Source organism: Mucilaginibacter sp. UYP27, from assembly GCF_040547175.1.
Taxonomy (GTDB): domain Bacteria; phylum Bacteroidota; class Bacteroidia; order Sphingobacteriales; family Sphingobacteriaceae; genus Mucilaginibacter.
Genome location: NZ_JBEPPE010000016.1, coordinates 1 through 16,517, shown reverse-complemented (window position 1 = coordinate 16,517; position 16,517 = coordinate 1). Strand labels below are relative to the sequence as shown.

Genomic DNA, 16,517 nt, shown 5'->3' with positions numbered 1-16,517 from the left:
ACATGAGTCCAAACGATAAATTATCATTCGAAAATACCGAGATCGCTTTCCGCCACTCCACCAATACCGACCTTAACCGTGCTTACTGGCTGTTTAAAGTTATTAACGTGAACTTTTTGGTTAAGATAGGCCCGCCGATAACCAACTTTGCTGTTAAGATAGGCCTGCCCATAAAAGGTATTATCAAGGCCACGATATTTAAACATTTTTGCGGTGGCGAAACCATTGCCGAGTGTACACAAACCATTAAAAACCTTGCCGACGGCGGGGTAGGTACCATCCTCGATTATTCGATAGAGGGCGAGGACGATGAGTCTGTTTTTGATAATACGCGCGACGAGATCATCCGTACCATTATCACGGCGTCAAAAAGCAAGAGCATCCCGCTTACGGTATTTAAAATTACCGGCGTCGGCCGTTTTGGCTTGCTGGAGAAACTGGACGATGGCCTTAAACTAAGCGTTGATGAACAGATAGAATGGCAAACGATGCAAGATAGGGTGCTTGCCATTTGTGAAATGGCCCATTCTGAAGGTGTGCCGGTGATGATCGACGCCGAGGAAAGCTGGATCCAGAAGACAATTGACAACCTTGCGCTGAACATGATGCGCTTTTTTAATAAAGAGCAGGCCATTGTTTACAATACCTACCAGCTTTACCGCCACGATAAGCTGGCATCGCTGGTACATGACCACGCCGTTGCCGAAACCGAAGGCTTTATAATGGGTGCCAAAATTGTACGTGGTGCCTACATGGAAAAAGAACGCAGGCGTGCCGAAGAAAAAGGTTACCCATCGCCCATACAACCGAACAAAGCCGCTACCGACCGCGATTATAATGACGCACTTATTTATTGTGCGGATAACATTGCCAACATTGCCATTGTTGCCGGTACCCACAACGAAGACAGCTGCCGCCTGCTTGCCGACCTGCTGAACGAAAAACAGATAGACCATAAAAACAAGCATGTGTTTTTCTCGCAATTGTTAGGCATGAGCGATAACCTCAGTTTTAACCTGGCCAACGCTAATTACAACGTAGCCAAATACGTGCCTTACGGGCCAATAAAAGCCGTGTTGCCGTACCTGTTTCGCCGTGCACAGGAGAATACCGCCATTGCCGGCCAAATGAGCCGCGAGCTGAGCCTGATAGTTAAGGAGAAGAAGAGAAGGGCAAAGTAAGTTCTTACACATATCCCCACGCACGGGAGCGTTAGGGAGGGGTTTTTGCGCAAAATATTGGATGTAGAAACCCCTCTATGCTTTGCGCGCTATCCGCTCCACCGCTCCAGGTGAGGGATTTAGAAGTGTTTGCGTTAAGGATTGACGCGGATACCGGCCCGTGACTAATGCCTTTGCAGTATGAGCAAAAAGCCCGACCGCAGGGAACGCCCTAATTGTTTTAAGACCTTATCACGTCCGTATCTACCGGGATATAGCCCAGTTGGCGGCTCATATTCATGAGTTGGCCTTTGTGGTGAAACTCGTGCGTGGTAACGTGGGTAAATAGTTGCAGTGGCGATGTGGTTAACTCCATGCCTTCCTTTTTGGTGAGGGTCATGGGTTTATCCAGCCTGTCGGTAAAGTGGTGCAAAAAATCGTTTACGATCAGGTTTACCTGTTCAAACGTTGCGCGGATCGCGTTCATGTCCTTATAATTATCTCCGGTAGCAAGCGGCCGTTTTTCCTGCCTTGCATAGTTTACCAGCCATGACGTATAGGTATCTGCGCTATGGATAAAAAGGCTGCCGATACTTTCATTATTGAACGAGGTTACGGGTCTAAGCAGATCTTCGGCCTTAAGGGTTTCCAAGTATTGGAACACTGCTTCGCGCGAGTAGATAACTAACTGATATTGATGAAGGAGGGCTGTGTACATGAACGGTATCAGGCAATAATCAAACCAAATGTTCGCGCGCTGCAAAAGCGGCAAGCGTATCGGGCGCCGTCATTAAAAATGTTTGGATGCCAATGGTTTTGGCCGCCTCTAAATGCTGAGGACTATCATCTATAAACAGGGTTTCTTCGGGCTTTAAATTATTTTCGGCCAGTACCTGCTCAAAAAAATCTATCTGCGGTTTGCGCTTACCTACCAGGTGCGAGTAGTAGGTGCGCTCGAACAGGTGCTCGTTATCATCGAACCCAAAATCGCTTTTCAGATATTGCATGATGTAGGTGTAATGGATATCGTTGATATTGCTCAGTAAAAATGTGCGGTATTTAGCCTTGAATTTCAGCAGCAGATCATGATTGCCGGGGGCTATGCCGAGCAAAAGACTGTTCCAGGCGTCGGTAATTTGCTGATCGGTGACTACGGGATTGCCAATTTTTTGCTTTACGTAGGCCCTGAATTCATCGGCACTAACCTCGCCGCGGTCAAATTTATCAAAGATCGGGTCCTGCTGGCGGTGGCCAAAAAACTCCTCGGGGTTGCTGATACCCAATTGCTTAAACGCGTGCTGTGCCCGGCGAAAGTCGATACTGAAGATGACGTTACCGTAATCGAATATGATGTTTTTAATATTTTTCATTTTTGGCTTTTGTTAATTGCCCGTAAATACGTAATATTGCGGCCTCGAAAATAGTAATATTTTCTGCGCCTATAGCTCAGTTGGTTAGAGTAGAAGACTCATAATCATTGAGCTAAAGAATTGAAAACAAGCTTTTTAAGCTTAACATTTTGGAAACCTTTGGGGGATTTCCGAAGAAAGAAAAAAATGTTAAAAGCATAAAAAATTGTCTAAATTTGTCTCACGCAGACAGCAAAAAAAATGCGTAAGGGCCTATAGCTCAGTTGGTTAGAGTAGGAGACTCATAATCTCTTGGTCGCTGGTTCGAGCCCAGCTGGGCCCACTATAAAACCGTCTTACAAAGAAATTTGGAGGCGGTTTTTTTGTTTTCTGATGCTGATTACCGTCAGCAATTCTGCTTTAAAGAAGCTCCTTTAAAGCAGGTTTTACATAATTTTTTGTTAAACTTTACGCAAAACCGTAACAAATACGTAACGGAAATTTTGCGTGCTAAAAAAGAAAATTATGGCAACCGTAAGCGCAAAAGTTTATGAACACCACAAGAAAGCAGATGGCACCTACAACGTAAAAATCTGTGTCCATCACAAAGACCAAAGAAAGTTTATTGACACCAATCACTATGTAGTCAAGAAACAATTAACGGGAAAATTAAAGATCAAAGACAATTTTGTAAATGATCTGATCGATGATCAGCTGAAAGGCTACCGCAAAGTTATCAGTGAACTTAGCGAAAAGCTCAACTTCTTTAATGCAGAATCTTTAAGGGATTATCTCCGGGACAAAGATGCTGATGTAGATTTTATCAAGTTCTGTCAGATACACATTGAGCAGATGAAAAAGGAAAACCGTATCGGAACTGCTGGTACTCATCGTACTGTACGGAACAGTCTGATCGATTATTTCAAACGAGACTCTGTATCTATTACTGAGATCAATTCAAATATGCTGGTTTCCTATGAAAGATTTTTAAGAGGCAAGCGTACAATGACCCGTATTGTTACCGAGTGTGGTCAGACGAAAGAGAAGACAACTGATGGTCTATCCGACAGTGGACTCCATAACCACATGCGAGACCTACGTACCCTGTTCAACGCCGCCTGCAATATGTATAATAACGAAGACCTGGGCATCTACCGGATCAAGCATTACCCGTTTAAAAAGTATAAGGTAGGTTCCGCTCCACTTACAAAGAAAAGAAACAATAGCATAGAAGAAGTTAGAGCAATTAGGGATTGCGTAACCAAAGCAGGTAGCCGGGCAGAATTGGCGAAAGAGATTTACATGCTTTCTTTCTATTTATGCGGGATGAATGCGGTAGACTTCTTTCATTTAACTAGAAAAGATATTAGGAATGGGCGAATTGATTATAACCGGGCCAAAACACAAAGCAGAAGGAAGGACAATGCATTCATAAGTATAAAGGTTATCGAAGAAGCCAAGCCATTATTAGAAAAATATATTGAAAAGCTATCTATACGTTATTCAACATACGGTGTCTTGGATACAGCTTTAAGCCAGGGAATGAAGCAGCTGCGAAAACTTACAGGTATTCCTGGAGCTACAATTTACTGGGCCAGACACACATTTGCCACTGTGGCACGGAATGCGTGCCGTATAAGTAAGGATGATGTTGCATTAGCGCTCAACCATGTAGACGATGAACACCGCACAACGGACATTTATATTGAAAAAGATTGGAGCATAGTTGATGACGTGCAAATAAAAGTCATAACCCTGCTAAGAAGGTTAGATGTAAAAATATCTGCAAAACAGAAAAAAGAAGCATCACTAAACAATGCTGCTTAAAATTAACACCTGCATGGTTTAGCTGGACCATGCAGGTTTATTAATTGATTGAAAATCTTAAATTTGAGTATCATGAAAAATCTGATTTTATTTTTCTTGACCTGCATTATTGCCACCGGAGCTTTTTTGGCCGGTACGACTATGAAAAATCCGTTACCCGCTTTCATTGTAGGATTTGGTGTATGGATGTTGTTTCTTTATCGAATTGGTAGAAAATAGTTATGTTTCTTTAGCCAGATTCCTGTAAAGGTTAGTTCTTCAATACTACCGTCTATGAAGGATTCGCCTATATAATTTCATTATATAAGCTTCGCCAAAAAAGCTGTTATATAAACGCCGCTTATCCCGGCATTTAGGTCGGCGTTCAAATGAATCTAGACCAGATTGATGCCATCGGCCTGACTTTTTAATTGGTGCGTATCAAGCTACATACTAACAGTTTAAATCTTTATAATAATATACTACTGATATAGGGTTGTGAGTTGAGCTTATTTGACTATAGTTAAGAAATTGTTAAAAGAATATATAAGAAGTTATACATTAAAGGTTACCATTGTCTATCTGGAGACTCAATTTGTCTAACTCAGTATTTTTACGCTAATTATCCGGACAGGTTTAGAATATCTTTGGGCAACAAAAATCTTAAACATAAATTCTTTATAAATGGAAGCTTTTAATATTATTGATTCACAAGTAATCGATAACGTAGAAACAGTATTATATACCAGTGACGTACATATCACAGGAGGTCGTGAGGGCGCGGCAAAAAGCAATGATGGTCGTTTAGACATTCAATTATCTGTTCCCGGGTCATCAGGTACGGGTACTAATCCGGAGCAATTGATGGCAGCTGGCTGGTCTGCCTGTTTTATTGGTGCAATGGGAATAGCTGCGGGAAAATCTAAGATCAGATTGCCCAAAGACCTTGTAGTAGATACACAGATTGACCTGGCCAATACAGACGGCGCATATTTTCTACAGGCCCGTTTGAATGTACGTCTGCCGGGTATTGATCCTGAAAGCGCAAAATCGCTGATTGAAGCTGCGCACGAAACCTGTCCGTATTCCAAAGCCACCAAGGGCAACATCAATGTGGTTATCAACCTGGTTTAATGAGATTACAACATATAAGGGCGGCAGAGCGTTTAACCGTTCTGCCGTTCTTATTTGAAGAGTTTTGAGATCTATTTTTCAATGTTGATCGTTTCACCAATTTTCGGTAAATGCAGCGTCAGGGACGAAGCATAAAACCTGCGAACTGCCGCTTCTTTATCAATTTTAATAAACCCGAAAGTATCATAATGCACCCCGATGACTTTGGTTGTTCCGACAAATTCTGCTGCCTGGATCGCGTCTTCAATACCCATGGTGAGCATATCACCGATTGGGAACACCGCAAAGTCGATGTCCGCGTAATTTTTGATTAATGTCATATCCAACGTAAGGGCCGTATCGCCACTGTAATAGAAATTCCCTTCTTCTGTAGTCACCACAAACCCGCTGGCTACACCTGCGTAACTGCCGTCCGCAAAGCTGCTGGAATGTTGCGCGGGTACCGCTTTAACGAGCCCAAAATCGAACGCCACCTTACCGCCAGGGTTCAGCGGCAATACCTCTTTTACCCCCTGTTGGTTAAAGTAGTTGTACAGTTCCCAGCTTCCGATCACCTTTGCACCGGTACGGGCGGCTATGGCCACCACGTCGAGAATATGGTCGAAATGTCCATGTGAAACAAAGATATAGTCTGCTTTGATCGCTTCGATATCAACATCTTTAGCCAGTTCATTGCCCAAGATAAAGGGATCAAATAGTAGGTGCTTACCGCCCGCTAATACCGAAAAGCAGGAATGGCCGTAATAGGTAATTTTCATAATTTCAAATGAGTTTAAAATGTTTAAAATATGTGACAGAGTAACGCCACAAATATAAACGAACAATTGTTCGTTTTATAATGAAATTAAAAATAAATGAACGATTGTTCGTATATTTGTCTTCATGAATACGAAGGCGGAAAGAACCCGGCAGTTTATCATCGAGCAGACTGCACCGGTATTTAACATAAAGGGGGTTGCTTCTACGGCCATAAGTGATATTATGGGGGCAACAAATATGGGTAAAGGTAGCCTGTATACGCACTTTACCAGCAAAGAAGAATTGGCCTACAGCGTGGTAGATTTTAACTTGAATCAATTTTTTGTAAAGGCTGCCACTGCTACGGATCAGCATCGCACCGCTAAAAATAAGCTATTTGCTTTCCTGGACTTCCTGCATGATCCGGTTAACCACCCGATAAAAGGAGGCTGTCCCATGCTCAATTTCGGGATGGAAGTCGATGATACCAACCCAGTGATCCGGGAGAAGGTACATGTTGCCATGAACGAAGCCAAATGGAATATCGCAGTGATTATTAAAAAAGGGATAACTGATGGTGAATTTCGAAAAGAATGGGACGCTGACGAGTACGCGATAAAAATTTTCGCGATGCTGGAGGGCGGTGTACTGATGTCGAGGGTTCACCAGGATTCCTCGTCCATGAAAATATTGATCAATATCATTAAACGGGAAGTCGAAGCGCAATTCTTATAATTACACCGGTAAGCCGTATTCAGCACCGGTGTAAATACAAATAAACTGACTTATAACGTTGTCGCGGCATTACTTAAACCCGCTTTAGCGGCAGCTATAATCTTACCCATTTTGGTGTTTTGCAGAAATCCGATCACTTCCCAATCTTGTGCATTAAACCGCTGTGGCGCTTTCAGCACCGCGGTTCCGCTAAGACGTTCTTTGAGGCTCACCGGGTAAATTTTTCTTACGATCTGAGCATGAGATAAAGTCCTGCCGCTGTTCTCACCGCGGGCCACTTTGCTGATGGCATTTTTTTGCACGATAGCAATCTGTAACTGCACATCACCCGGCTTTCCAGTAATCTGGTAACTTACTGAAAGGGAACCATTTTTTAGGGAGGCCTTCAGATCGATCACCTCTACGGGCGCTAATGCCAGTTCATAATTGATCCGCTTGCGTAATACAGCTTCATCAGAGCCTACACATTCCGTTTTGCCATTGATAACGACCTGTGGGGTATAGACCTGGGCGCCGAGCCAGTTACTGTAAGCGTACTGCCTTTTGGTAAAATCAGAATCACTGAACGTATCCTTCCAACCCAAGCGGTCCCAGTAGTCAACATGGTAAGCTAGCACATATACGGGTTCATTTGGGGATTCCTTTTGAATTTGGGCTAGCAAGTCATCTGCCGCGGTACAGCTTGAACAACCTTCGGAGGTAAACAGTTCCAGTAAGGCAAAGCCCCTCGCCCCTGCTACTCCATGGTTTTTTTTTATAGTAGCTGCCGGACGATTGACGAACGCTACAATAAAAAGCATCAGGCCGACCCCGGCACAAACGAAGATTAATTTGAAAGGTTTCATATGCTTATTTTTCAATGTAAAATCAAAAGCCGCCCACAGTAATGAATTGGACGGCTTTTATCGAAACAACTTAGTTCTCAGCGCAATGATTTAAACGCTGCGCGAAAATCGTCGGCAAATAACTGCGGTTGCTCCCATTGGGCAAAGTGGCCGCCAGTAGTGGCTTCGTGGAATAGATTAGGTTATGGTAAGCTTTTTCGGCCCAGGTTTTTGGTGCCTGATACCTATCATTTGAAGGCCTAGATCTTTTTCCCAGTAAGATGTGAAAAGAGGTAAGTACCTATCTTATACTTTATAAAATTTCTGTTGACTGTTATCAGAATATATACAGAAATTTGGGATCCGAGAATATCGAAAATTTTAGCAGCGTTTAAACGATATCTAATTTTTTGCTTTTGATGATGGAGTTTCAACTTTTAGTAATAAGATCGGCTTCCCTTTTTGCACAATATATGTTGCAAGTTCCGAGGCTTTTACTTTACCCACATTTTTTGCGGAGTGATACTTTCCGGCGGGGATAAAAAGCACTTCACCTGCTTTAAGTACAACGGGCTTTTCTCCCTCTATGACATATTCCAGTGAACCTTCCAAAACATTAATGATCTCCTCCCCCGGATGGGTGTGCAATCCGAAAGCAGTTCCAGGCTCGAAATCAACGCGTACCTGGACAGCCTCATATCCTGCAGCACTTAAATCATGTCTTTGAAGCTCCGTGCGCATGATACCCGATTGTTGTGCTGTTGCCTCATTTGGAGTTAAGCGTACGATCATAGCTAAATTGGTTAGAGCCGCTTCCGGAATCTCCACATGGAGAGGGCGTATGCCATCGGCTACCTGGTTACCGACAGCCGGGGTGGTTTGCGCGAAACCAACTGTGGTTAAGAACAGGATGGCACCGGTTAAAAGTGTGCCTGTGATCTTTTGTGCATATTTTTTCATTGTCTTTTTGTTTTAATATTCAGCTAAATTACCCCTAATTGTGCCCAGCGGCAATCGGTTAATAGTCGAACTAGACATATGGGTTCGCGAACCGGGCATTTATACAACCAGAAATCCAGCGGGGTAGCGGCACGTAAACAAAAAAAGATCCCGGCATTCACTGAGATCTTTGATCATTTCTTTTAGCGGGTACGCTTAACGATTTTCCATCCAATTTAAAAAAACATGTTGTTTTTCCTTATTAATCAACAGCTTATCTGGCGTAGGTACCAGCAGCTTGATAAACAGCTTCCTCAAAAAATAATGTTCCACTTCCTTAATGGCACTGAAATTAACCAGGTACTGGCGATTCACCCGGAAGAACTTTTGAGGGGAAACAAGAGCGGTCACCTGGTCAAGCGATTGGGACAGGATGTATTCTTCTTGGTCAAAGCACATGATAGAGGTCATTTCGTTCCGGATGTAAAAAAAGGCGATGGTATCCGTGGCGATATTGGTGTACTTGTTGTTTTTCATCACCAGAAAATTCTTCTTACCGGCAGGTGCGCCTACCCTGGCCAGCAGGTCTCCCAGATCAGGCACGATTTTTTGCTGAAAGAAGTTCTTCAGATCGTCTACTTTTTTGAGCCCCGTGGCGATGTCTTCCTTTTCAAACGGTTTCAGTATATAATCTACACCATTGGCTTTAAAAGCGTCAAGGGAATATTCGTCAAAGGCGGTACAGAAAATAATGGGGCAAGAAATATTTACCACCTTAAAGATTTCGAAGCACAAACCATCGGCCAACTGGATATCCATAAAGATCAGATCGGGCTGCGAATTTTCGGTCAGGTAAGCCACCGAGCTTTCTACGCTTTGAAGCCTGCCCAGTACTTTGTTACCGGGCCGAAGTGTCAAAATGATATTTTCCAATGATTTAGCGGCCTTTATTTCGTCTTCAATGATGATAATGTTCATGGATTAGCGGGAGTTTAATTCTAAATACTTTATCGGTTTTGATGATCTCAATTTCTCTATTTAACAAGTGGCTGTAACGCAGACTGATATTTTTGAGGCCTACGCCTAGGGACGAATCTTCGCCGATCTTCGGCTGCAACTTGTTTTCGACAACGATCATCTCATCTTCGATATACAGTTCGATGTATAGCGGCTTGTCCAAAGATACTACGTTATGCTTAATGCAGTTTTCGATTAACAGCTGTAAGGTAAAGGGCGGGATCAGCGTAGCCAAATACTTTTCTTCCAATCGGCTCCTAAAGGTAAATCCGTCCTCAAACCGGGCTTTCAGCAAAAACAAAAAGGCCTGAAGGATTTCTATTTCGTCGGCTACATGAATAAGGTCCAGCTTACGACTTTCCAGGGTAAAGCGATAAAAATTGGACAGTTTGATAATGAAATCTACCGAGTTCTTATCCTTCGTTTCTACCATCGCCTTTAAGGTGTTCAAGCTATTGAATAGAAAGTGCGGGTTGATCTGTTGCTTTAAAAGATCGTACTGGGCACCGAGGTTATCGCTTTTTATCTTTTCCAGTTCAATGTTAACATGCTGGTTCTCATAATTCTGGTAAAGCAGGTTCACGAACATATAAAATACGAGGTTGATCAGGATACCACGGACTTCCACCATCAGCATCACCGGCCCGAAATTGATCTGCGAAAGGATCAGCTGCTGCACCCAGGCCAGCGCCAGCATCACTGCGATACCAAACACCAGGCTACTAATGAGTCGGGAATAGGATAATCCCTGCTGTTTTTTGTTGGGGGCACCGCGCGACAGCATAAAGATATTGAAGTACCACATGAAAATCGCGAACAGGAAAGTTATCCCCGAGTTAACGACAGCTTCCTTTATATTAAATTGAAGTTCGGCGATCTGGGGCACGGAGGATAACAGGCCCAAGAAAATGGAGCTGATCCAGATGATACCGGGAGATATGCTAAAAGTTGTTTTTTTCATTGATCATCAAATAAATCAGCACTAAACACTATAGGCATAAAGCTAAGGTAAGTGAATTAAAACAAATAGCTAATTGTAGCCCAAATGGACATTAAGCGGGTTGAGCCAGACAATCCCCATATCCACCCCTTTGAAAAAAAGAATGGACGGTATCGTTTGTCATTTGTACAGAGTGCAGTGGGCATTTTACCATAGTAAGTAAACAGAGTTTTCTTTGAACTGAAATGTTACGTTAGTAAAATCGCTGTAAAAGCCGGGTCCTATGATCCGGCTTCTTTATTATTTCCCTCCAAATGATTTCATCCCGGAATATGCCTATTTCAGACCAGATAATGTCTAACCGGCACAGTTTTAACTAACGTGCGAAGCGTATTCGTCATAGTTTTGAATAATAAATCAGCGTGAAATGAACAATCCAAACCAGCACCGCCCGAATAAATTATGACAGTTTTAATCCCCCTGTTTTAAATGTTACTCGTCAGCAGCGCATTGTTTTAAACTAACCCGCAGGATTGCGGAATGATCAGTATTATCAAAAGAAAAAAACAATAATTATTCATAACCATAAATTCATCAAAAATGAAAACCATCAAAATTTTATTCGTATGCCTATTGGTACTTTTAGGTACCCTTACCGGCCGGGCGCAGGGAACAGCAACGCAAAAGCCGACTATTATCTTTGTTCACGGTGTTTGGGCCGATGGCTCCAGCTTTATCGATCAGATCACCGCTTTACAGAATAAGGGATACAATGTCACATCCGTACAAAACCCGATCACATCCTTAGACGATGATGTTGCCGCGACCAAAAGAGCGATAGAGCAGGCGCCGGGCAAAGTAATATTGGTGGGTCATTCCTGGGGCGGTTTTGTCATTACTCAGGCCGGCAATGACCCCAAGGTAGCCGGACTGGTCTATATAGCCGCCTTTGCACCCGATGCCGGTGAAAATGTACAGACCTTATCAGCAAATGCCCCTGCTACTAAATTAGGCAACTACTTTGTGAAATCAGGCGAATACCTCTACCTTTCCAATGAGGGAATTCAGAAAGCTTTTGCCAAAGACCTGAGCGCAAAATATCAAAACCTGATCTACGCAACCCAAGTGCCGATCAAACAATCAACTTTCGGTGATAAAAGCGGCGCGCCTGCCTGGAAGCAAAAGCCAAGCTGGTTCATCCTGACCAAAAATGATTTAGCACTTCATCCCGACCTGCAACGTTTTATGGCCAAACGGATGAAGGCTAAAACTACTGAAATTGAATCGGGTCACGTGGCGATGTTCTCTCACCAGAAAGAAATTATGGCTGTGATCGAAGATGCCACAAATTCAATAAAATAAATAAGTCATGTCTGAACAACTCAAATTTGACCGCCGCAACTTTTTAAGCGCGGCAGCCATCGCCATTGTCGCCGGGCCACTAGTGATGCTCGGATCTGCTGACGCCGCAGCATTAACGGAAAAGCTGTCAAAAAAAAATAGAACAAAAGGTAGGAATATCACAACCTTTAATAACATCAAACAGATCAACACAGGAGCCATGAATATCGGTTATGCCGAAACCGGCCCTGCCGATGGCAAAGTGGTATTCCTGTTGCATGGCTGGCCCTACGATATACATAGTTTTGTGGAGGTCGCGCCTTTGCTGGCGGCCCAAGGCTACCGTGTAATTATCCCGCATCTGCGTGGTCATGGCACCACCCGTTTTCTTTCGGATAGTACGCCGCGTAACGGGCAGCAATCGGTAGTTGCAGCCGATATGATCAACCTGATGGACGCCTTGAAAATCAAACAGGCGATCTTTGCCGGGTTTGACTGGGGCGCACGCACGGCCTGTATCGTTGCGGCATTATGGCCGGAGAGATGTAAGGGGTTGGTATCCGTCAGCGGTTACCTCATCGGCAGCGTCGAAGCAGGCAAGCACCCGCTGCTGCCGAAAGCCGAACATGCCTGGTGGTACCAGTATTATTTTGCCACCGAGCGTGGCAAAATAGGGTACGAAACCTATCGCCGTGATTTTGCCAAATTGATCTGGGAAACCGCTTCACCAAAATGGAACTTTGATGATGCAACGTTTGAGCGCAGTATGGCTTCATTGAATAACCCCGATCATGTCAGCATCGTTATCCATAATTATCGCTGGCGTTTAGGCCTGGCAGCCGGTGAGCCGCAGTATGATGAAGTGGAAACGAAGCTTGCAACAAGCCCTGCAGTCTACGTACCAGCAATCACGCTAGAGGGCGAGGCCAATGGTGCGCCGCATCCCGAGCCCTCCGCCTACCGTAATAAGTTCAAGGGTAAATATATGCACCGCACCTTGCCCGGTAGTATCGGCCATAACCTGCCGCAAGAAGCGCCGCAAGCCTTCGCCGCTGCTATTATAGAAGTTGATCAATATTGATAAAGTGTTAAAATTCTCTGGCGCCCGGCAATGAAAAACAGACGTGCAAGCAAATGACGGGCAGGTTTTTAAAAACTCATGTCTGCCTCCACCAGTTAAGTCTGAGCAAGGATTCACAAGCAAACCTCTGCTCTTTTAATTTAGGTACTTAGAGATTTTTATTCAATGCTGGTGTCCCCATTTGACCATTTCATCAATCAACGGTTTTAGAGTTTTGCAATACGGGGCTACAGTACATTCTACCATTACAGGATAGCCATCATAAACCTTTCTCATGACAAGTTTATTGATTTCTAGGTCTTTGAGCTATTTCGAAAGTATTTTGGTCAAAATTCTTGGCACGTTTCGCTGGACATCTCTGAACCGGTTACTTCCGAATATCAGACACCTTGTTTCATGGTTTCTAGTGTGCTAGATAATGGTTGGAATTTCCAGTGGAATAATATATAAATATCCGCTTAACTAATACTTCAAAATCATTACCCTATGATTAAGGTCGATAGAAATCAAAAACCACATGTAGTTGAAATTCTTATCAGTTCTTTTGAGGACAACCAAAGCGTAAACTACATTGTTAAACAGGACAGCGAAAGAAAAGAACGTATCCGTGCGCTAATGGACTACTCCATCGAGATGTGTTCGGTGTTCGGTGCAGTTTGGCTGTCAGATGACAAGAAAGCCTGCGCGCTGATCCTGTATCCCCAGCAAAAGAGAACAACGCTAAAATCGGTGTGCCTTGATCTAAAGCTGATCTTCAGCGCCATCGGCCTTGGCGGTATACGTAAAGCCTTGAAACGGGAGACGTCGATCAAAGCCAAACAGCCCAAAGCAGCCATGGCCTACCTCTGGTTTATCGGTGTCAACCCGATATACCAGCATTCGGGCATCGGCAGTAGCTTGCTAAAGGAGGTAATCGCAGATGCAGATCAAAAGGTCATCCCAATTTTTTTAGAAACCTCCACTTTGCAGAACCTGCCATGGTATAAGCAGTTTGGTTTTCGTATCTATGATGAACTTACTCTGACATATACACTTTATTTTTTAAGACGTGATCCATCTAAATAATAGAAGTTATGCTGGTGTTTGGAACAGAGATGCATTTAGTGACATTTATTTTTTCGATGCTGGAAGTACTGATGTTCATTTTTCTGATTCCGGGTTATCTAAATAGACCGGACAACAAGCTCCGCTTCTGGTACCTAGTCCTTTTATTTCTGTTGATCCTGTACAACGTAACCGGTGGATTACTTCCTGACCCTGATTACCCGATCCCAATATATGTGCAGAATATCATTGCCTATGGCAGCGGTTTCCTGATGGCATCGTATTTCCCTTTTTATTTTTATAAGGCGTTTAACCTGAAGTTGCTTCGTTTCCATGCGCTTTATGGTGTGCCGATGTTCCTATTGTCCCCCTATATTCTGTTTTTTGTCATTTCATATTCAATTAACCAGGACTTGAGTTTTAGCATTCATTGGGGCATTATAGTGCCATTTTTCTATTCAATTGTTTTGCTTTGGGCGATCTTACGAGCCATCAGGGCAGCCTATAAGGAAAACAGAAGGAAAAAACATTACGTAGAAGAGATTGCCGTATACGCTGCCGTCGTACCATGGGCGTTATTGACTGCTATCGCTTATTTCGGCTTCAGCCAATTGACTGAAGTTCTATTTACTAACCTTGGCTTTCTTTGGGTCACCGGCATGTTTATCCTTAAGTCGATCAGAGAGGACAGAAATGCTATTAGTCAACTTAGGGAGATTTCCGTCAAAGGAATTAGACCGGAAATATTTGAAGAAAGCTGTCTCCATTTTGGGCTGACCTCTAGGGAAACCGAGGTCGTCAGACTACTCCATGAAGGCTACTACACGGGAGAAATAGCGACCCGCCTACATATCGCGGAACGGACGGTAACTACTCACCTCCAGAATATGATGACTAAAACAAATACTCATAGTCGCTTGGGATTACTTCGAAAGCTCGAAAGTGGGATACATACTCCTAATTACTTTAAAAACCTTTAATGATTTGCAGAATAGTTATGAGGAAATCCTGCAATTAGAATTTATCTTTCAAAAACTTATGATTAACACGAATAATTCTGAATATTTTCCTGGCTTTTCTCATAAAGGGAATATATTAAAGCTATTTTCAAAACCAAATAACCATTTTATGATGTTACTCCGCAATGATATTCTCATCTCTTTCGAGCCAAAATCCGAAAATGCGGAAAATTTTAAAAACTGGCTGTTACTGCATAAGGCAATGGATGTCAAAAACTGATAGATGTATCATTATTGATTATATTTATTACATTATTTATAACCTTCTTTTTTTTTCCATCAGGTTAAGCTGCCAGAGTTAACAAGGCTTATAACTGATAGCGGACTGAGTTAGGACCGTTACTTATCAGTAATGTTAATAATCTCATTATGTAGATCATAACCACACAAATAAGTCGATTTACTTAGTCAAATCTCCTTTTAACGTATTTTATAGGCTGAGCAGAGTATCGATTTTTGTTAGCAAATTTTTGTTAAGCAATCATCTACGAAAATCATTGACCTATGAATAACGGATCCGTACCAATACTGAATTGGGTGGAGGATAACATCCATCCCCAAAAACTGTCCAATTCATCGCTAACCGAAGCTGACGTTCTGTCCCTGCAAGGAGAATTTGCATCAGAAATTAAAACTTTCAGAAAGATGGTGTTCAAACAGCTCATCCTTTCTAAAAAAGATGTCGTTAACAGTTTGCAACAATTGGTATCCACCAGTGATACAATCCATTATTATCTGAATCGCCTTGCGCCCGCCTGGAATCAGGGTAAGTCAGCCGCCCAAATCAAATCTATTTACATTGATACGCTCAATTGCATAGAAACACATTTGGAAGATATGGCTAGATTGGCTCCGAAGATTCACCGGAAAATTCCCGTTACCCGTTACAGCCTGCCAGAGCTGATGATGGGTTTGAAAGAACAATACAGAATATTTTCACTCCAGCTACACCAAATGGTTGTGGATGAAAATCTAAAGACTAGCCTGCAAAAAGGAATTTTCCATTTAGTATATAGAAAGGAGATCAACATTTTGATTGCGGATTACTGCCGTCATCTGATGAACGTTGTAACCAGTGCCGACAACCCCAGTACCCAATCGATCAGGGCCTTACTCATACTGAACGGCTTCAATCTGCCGGAGTTTTATTATTACTGTATCAGTAAGTACAGGGATGCGCTCAACAATATCCCAGGATTGCATGAACAGCTCGCCCTGCTTATTACCGAACAGGATAAGTTGAAGGCTTTTCCGCGCCCTATAAAAACCAATATGCTTCCGGGCGTACCGCCCATTTGTAACCCTCCCTTAGTTCGGACTGGTATTTTATAGACTTATTTAATTCAAAAATATAATTATTGTTGTTGTAACTGTGGGGATGTTGGAAACT

The 16,517-nt window shown here is 43.0% G+C and carries 17 protein-coding genes, 1 tRNA gene and 1 pseudogene; 11 read left to right on the top strand and 8 right to left on the bottom strand.

The genetic code is table 11. The features are described from left to right. Positions 1-2 precede the first annotated feature (2 nt). Complete coding sequence (locus ABIB39_RS22355) at positions 3-1,181, top strand: proline dehydrogenase family protein (RefSeq protein ID WP_354432420.1); 1,179 nt, start codon at positions 3-5, stop codon at positions 1,179-1,181. Between the two features lie 220 nt (positions 1,182-1,401). Here the strand turns inward: ABIB39_RS22355 and ABIB39_RS22350 are convergent, their stop codons facing one another. Further along, positions 1,402-1,878 (bottom strand): DinB family protein, encoded by a 477-nt coding sequence (locus ABIB39_RS22350; RefSeq protein WP_354432419.1) that lies wholly within the window; start codon positions 1,876-1,878, stop codon positions 1,402-1,404. Positions 1,879-1,897: 19 nt separating this feature from the next. Next, the gene (locus tag ABIB39_RS22345) at positions 1,898-2,530 is read right to left on the bottom strand and encodes an HAD family hydrolase (RefSeq protein WP_354432418.1); all 633 of its coding nucleotides are present in this window, start codon (positions 2,528-2,530) and stop codon (positions 1,898-1,900) included. A gap of 248 nt (positions 2,531-2,778) precedes the next feature. Between ABIB39_RS22345 and ABIB39_RS22340 the strand changes: the two genes are divergently transcribed. The 4 genes from ABIB39_RS22340 (at position 2,779) to ABIB39_RS22325 (ending at position 5,449) form a co-directional block, all read left to right on the top strand. Beyond that, positions 2,779-2,852, top strand: a tRNA-Ile gene (locus ABIB39_RS22340). Between the two features lie 182 nt (positions 2,853-3,034). Then, positions 3,035-4,336, top strand: coding sequence for a tyrosine-type recombinase/integrase (locus ABIB39_RS22335; RefSeq protein ID WP_354432417.1), 1,302 nt, complete (start codon positions 3,035-3,037; stop codon positions 4,334-4,336). 72 nt (positions 4,337-4,408) lie between these two features. Beyond that, a complete protein-coding gene (locus ABIB39_RS22330) occupies positions 4,409-4,555 on the top strand; it encodes a hypothetical protein (protein ID WP_354432416.1) in 147 nt (48 codons plus the stop codon). Positions 4,556-4,999: 444 nt separating this feature from the next. Continuing rightward, entirely contained in the window at positions 5,000-5,449 is a 450-nt protein-coding gene (locus ABIB39_RS22325; protein WP_354432415.1) for an organic hydroperoxide resistance protein, read from the top strand. A 71-nt stretch (positions 5,450-5,520) separates the two neighbouring features. Here the strand turns inward: ABIB39_RS22325 and ABIB39_RS22320 are convergent, their stop codons facing one another. After that, entirely contained in the window at positions 5,521-6,207 is a 687-nt protein-coding gene (locus tag ABIB39_RS22320) for a metal-dependent hydrolase (protein WP_354432414.1), read from the bottom strand. A gap of 124 nt (positions 6,208-6,331) precedes the next feature. Between ABIB39_RS22320 and ABIB39_RS22315 the strand changes: the two genes are divergently transcribed. Continuing rightward, the gene (locus ABIB39_RS22315; RefSeq protein ID WP_354432413.1) at positions 6,332-6,922 is read left to right on the top strand and encodes a TetR/AcrR family transcriptional regulator; all 591 of its coding nucleotides are present in this window, start codon (positions 6,332-6,334) and stop codon (positions 6,920-6,922) included. A 50-nt stretch (positions 6,923-6,972) separates the two neighbouring features. Here ABIB39_RS22315 and ABIB39_RS22310 read toward each other — a convergent pair whose 3' ends face one another. The 4 genes from ABIB39_RS22310 to ABIB39_RS22295 form a co-directional block, all read right to left on the bottom strand. Further along, on the bottom strand, positions 6,973-7,767 hold the full coding sequence (locus ABIB39_RS22310; RefSeq protein WP_354432412.1) for a DUF1223 domain-containing protein: 795 nt from the start codon (positions 7,765-7,767) through the stop codon (positions 6,973-6,975). Between the two features lie 381 nt (positions 7,768-8,148). Continuing rightward, complete coding sequence (locus tag ABIB39_RS22305; protein ID WP_354432411.1) at positions 8,149-8,706, bottom strand: cupin domain-containing protein; 558 nt, start codon at positions 8,704-8,706, stop codon at positions 8,149-8,151. Positions 8,707-8,901: 195 nt separating this feature from the next. After that, positions 8,902-9,663, bottom strand: a complete 762-nt coding sequence (locus tag ABIB39_RS22300) for a LytR/AlgR family response regulator transcription factor (protein WP_354432410.1) — start codon at positions 9,661-9,663, stop codon at positions 8,902-8,904. Continuing rightward, positions 9,644-10,663, bottom strand: a complete 1,020-nt coding sequence (locus ABIB39_RS22295; protein ID WP_354432408.1) for a sensor histidine kinase — start codon at positions 10,661-10,663, stop codon at positions 9,644-9,646. The genes ABIB39_RS22300 and ABIB39_RS22295 overlap by 20 nt, the downstream gene beginning before the upstream one ends. Positions 10,664-11,242: 579 nt before the next feature. Between ABIB39_RS22295 and ABIB39_RS22290 the strand changes: the two genes are divergently transcribed. Both ABIB39_RS22290 and ABIB39_RS22285 read left to right on the top strand, forming a co-directional pair. After that, positions 11,243-12,004: an alpha/beta hydrolase gene (locus ABIB39_RS22290; RefSeq protein ID WP_354432407.1), complete on the top strand. Its 762-nt coding sequence runs from the start codon at positions 11,243-11,245 to the stop codon at positions 12,002-12,004. Positions 12,005-12,089: 85 nt separating this feature from the next. Next, on the top strand, positions 12,090-13,064 hold the full coding sequence (locus tag ABIB39_RS22285) for an alpha/beta fold hydrolase (protein WP_354432406.1): 975 nt from the start codon (positions 12,090-12,092) through the stop codon (positions 13,062-13,064). Positions 13,065-13,226: 162 nt separating this feature from the next. Here ABIB39_RS22285 and ABIB39_RS22280 read toward each other — a convergent pair. Beyond that, positions 13,227-13,358: pseudogene (locus ABIB39_RS22280) on the bottom strand (winged helix-turn-helix transcriptional regulator); the annotation flags it as partial. Positions 13,359-13,550: 192 nt separating this feature from the next. Between ABIB39_RS22280 and ABIB39_RS22275 the strand changes: the two are divergent. The 3 genes from ABIB39_RS22275 (at position 13,551) to ABIB39_RS22265 (ending at position 16,459) form a co-directional block, all read left to right on the top strand. After that, complete coding sequence (locus ABIB39_RS22275) at positions 13,551-14,129, top strand: GNAT family N-acetyltransferase (RefSeq protein ID WP_354432405.1); 579 nt, start codon at positions 13,551-13,553, stop codon at positions 14,127-14,129. An 8-nt stretch (positions 14,130-14,137) separates the two neighbouring features. Next, positions 14,138-15,088 carry a helix-turn-helix transcriptional regulator gene (locus ABIB39_RS22270; RefSeq protein WP_354432404.1) on the top strand — a complete coding sequence of 317 codons (951 nt, stop codon included), beginning with the start codon at positions 14,138-14,140 and terminating at the stop codon, positions 15,086-15,088. A 543-nt stretch (positions 15,089-15,631) separates the two neighbouring features. After that, positions 15,632-16,459, top strand: coding sequence for a hypothetical protein (locus ABIB39_RS22265; protein WP_354432403.1), 828 nt, complete (start codon positions 15,632-15,634; stop codon positions 16,457-16,459). Positions 16,460-16,517: the final 58 nt, after the last annotated feature.

Bases quoted from the DNA above. Each gene is read 5' to 3' on its own strand.
- ABIB39_RS22305 (WP_354432411.1), bottom strand. From the start codon at position 8,706: ATGAAAAAATATGCACAAAAGATCACAGGCACACTTTTAACCGGTGCC.
- ABIB39_RS22265 (WP_354432403.1), top strand. From the start codon at position 15,632: ATGAATAACGGATCCGTACCAATACTGAATTGGGTGGAGGATAACATC.
- ABIB39_RS22330 (WP_354432416.1), top strand. From the start codon at position 4,409: ATGAAAAATCTGATTTTATTTTTCTTGACCTGCATTATTGCCACCGGA.
- ABIB39_RS22355 (WP_354432420.1), top strand. From the start codon at position 3: ATGAGTCCAAACGATAAATTATCATTCGAAAATACCGAGATCGCTTTC.
- ABIB39_RS22300 (WP_354432410.1), bottom strand. From the start codon at position 9,663: ATGAACATTATCATCATTGAAGACGAAATAAAGGCCGCTAAATCATTG.
- ABIB39_RS22350 (WP_354432419.1), bottom strand. From the start codon at position 1,878: ATGTACACAGCCCTCCTTCATCAATATCAGTTAGTTATCTACTCGCGC.
- ABIB39_RS22335 (WP_354432417.1), top strand. From the start codon at position 3,035: ATGGCAACCGTAAGCGCAAAAGTTTATGAACACCACAAGAAAGCAGAT.
- ABIB39_RS22290 (WP_354432407.1), top strand. From the start codon at position 11,243: ATGAAAACCATCAAAATTTTATTCGTATGCCTATTGGTACTTTTAGGT.
- ABIB39_RS22295 (WP_354432408.1), bottom strand. From the start codon at position 10,663: ATGAAAAAAACAACTTTTAGCATATCTCCCGGTATCATCTGGATCAGC.
- ABIB39_RS22285 (WP_354432406.1), top strand. From the start codon at position 12,090: ATGCTCGGATCTGCTGACGCCGCAGCATTAACGGAAAAGCTGTCAAAA.
- ABIB39_RS22320 (WP_354432414.1), bottom strand. From the start codon at position 6,207: ATGAAAATTACCTATTACGGCCATTCCTGCTTTTCGGTATTAGCGGGC.
- ABIB39_RS22270 (WP_354432404.1), top strand. From the start codon at position 14,138: ATGCTGGTGTTTGGAACAGAGATGCATTTAGTGACATTTATTTTTTCG.
- ABIB39_RS22315 (WP_354432413.1), top strand. From the start codon at position 6,332: ATGAATACGAAGGCGGAAAGAACCCGGCAGTTTATCATCGAGCAGACT.
- ABIB39_RS22345 (WP_354432418.1), bottom strand. From the start codon at position 2,530: ATGAAAAATATTAAAAACATCATATTCGATTACGGTAACGTCATCTTC.
- ABIB39_RS22275 (WP_354432405.1), top strand. From the start codon at position 13,551: ATGATTAAGGTCGATAGAAATCAAAAACCACATGTAGTTGAAATTCTT.
- ABIB39_RS22310 (WP_354432412.1), bottom strand. From the start codon at position 7,767: ATGAAACCTTTCAAATTAATCTTCGTTTGTGCCGGGGTCGGCCTGATG.
- ABIB39_RS22325 (WP_354432415.1), top strand. From the start codon at position 5,000: ATGGAAGCTTTTAATATTATTGATTCACAAGTAATCGATAACGTAGAA.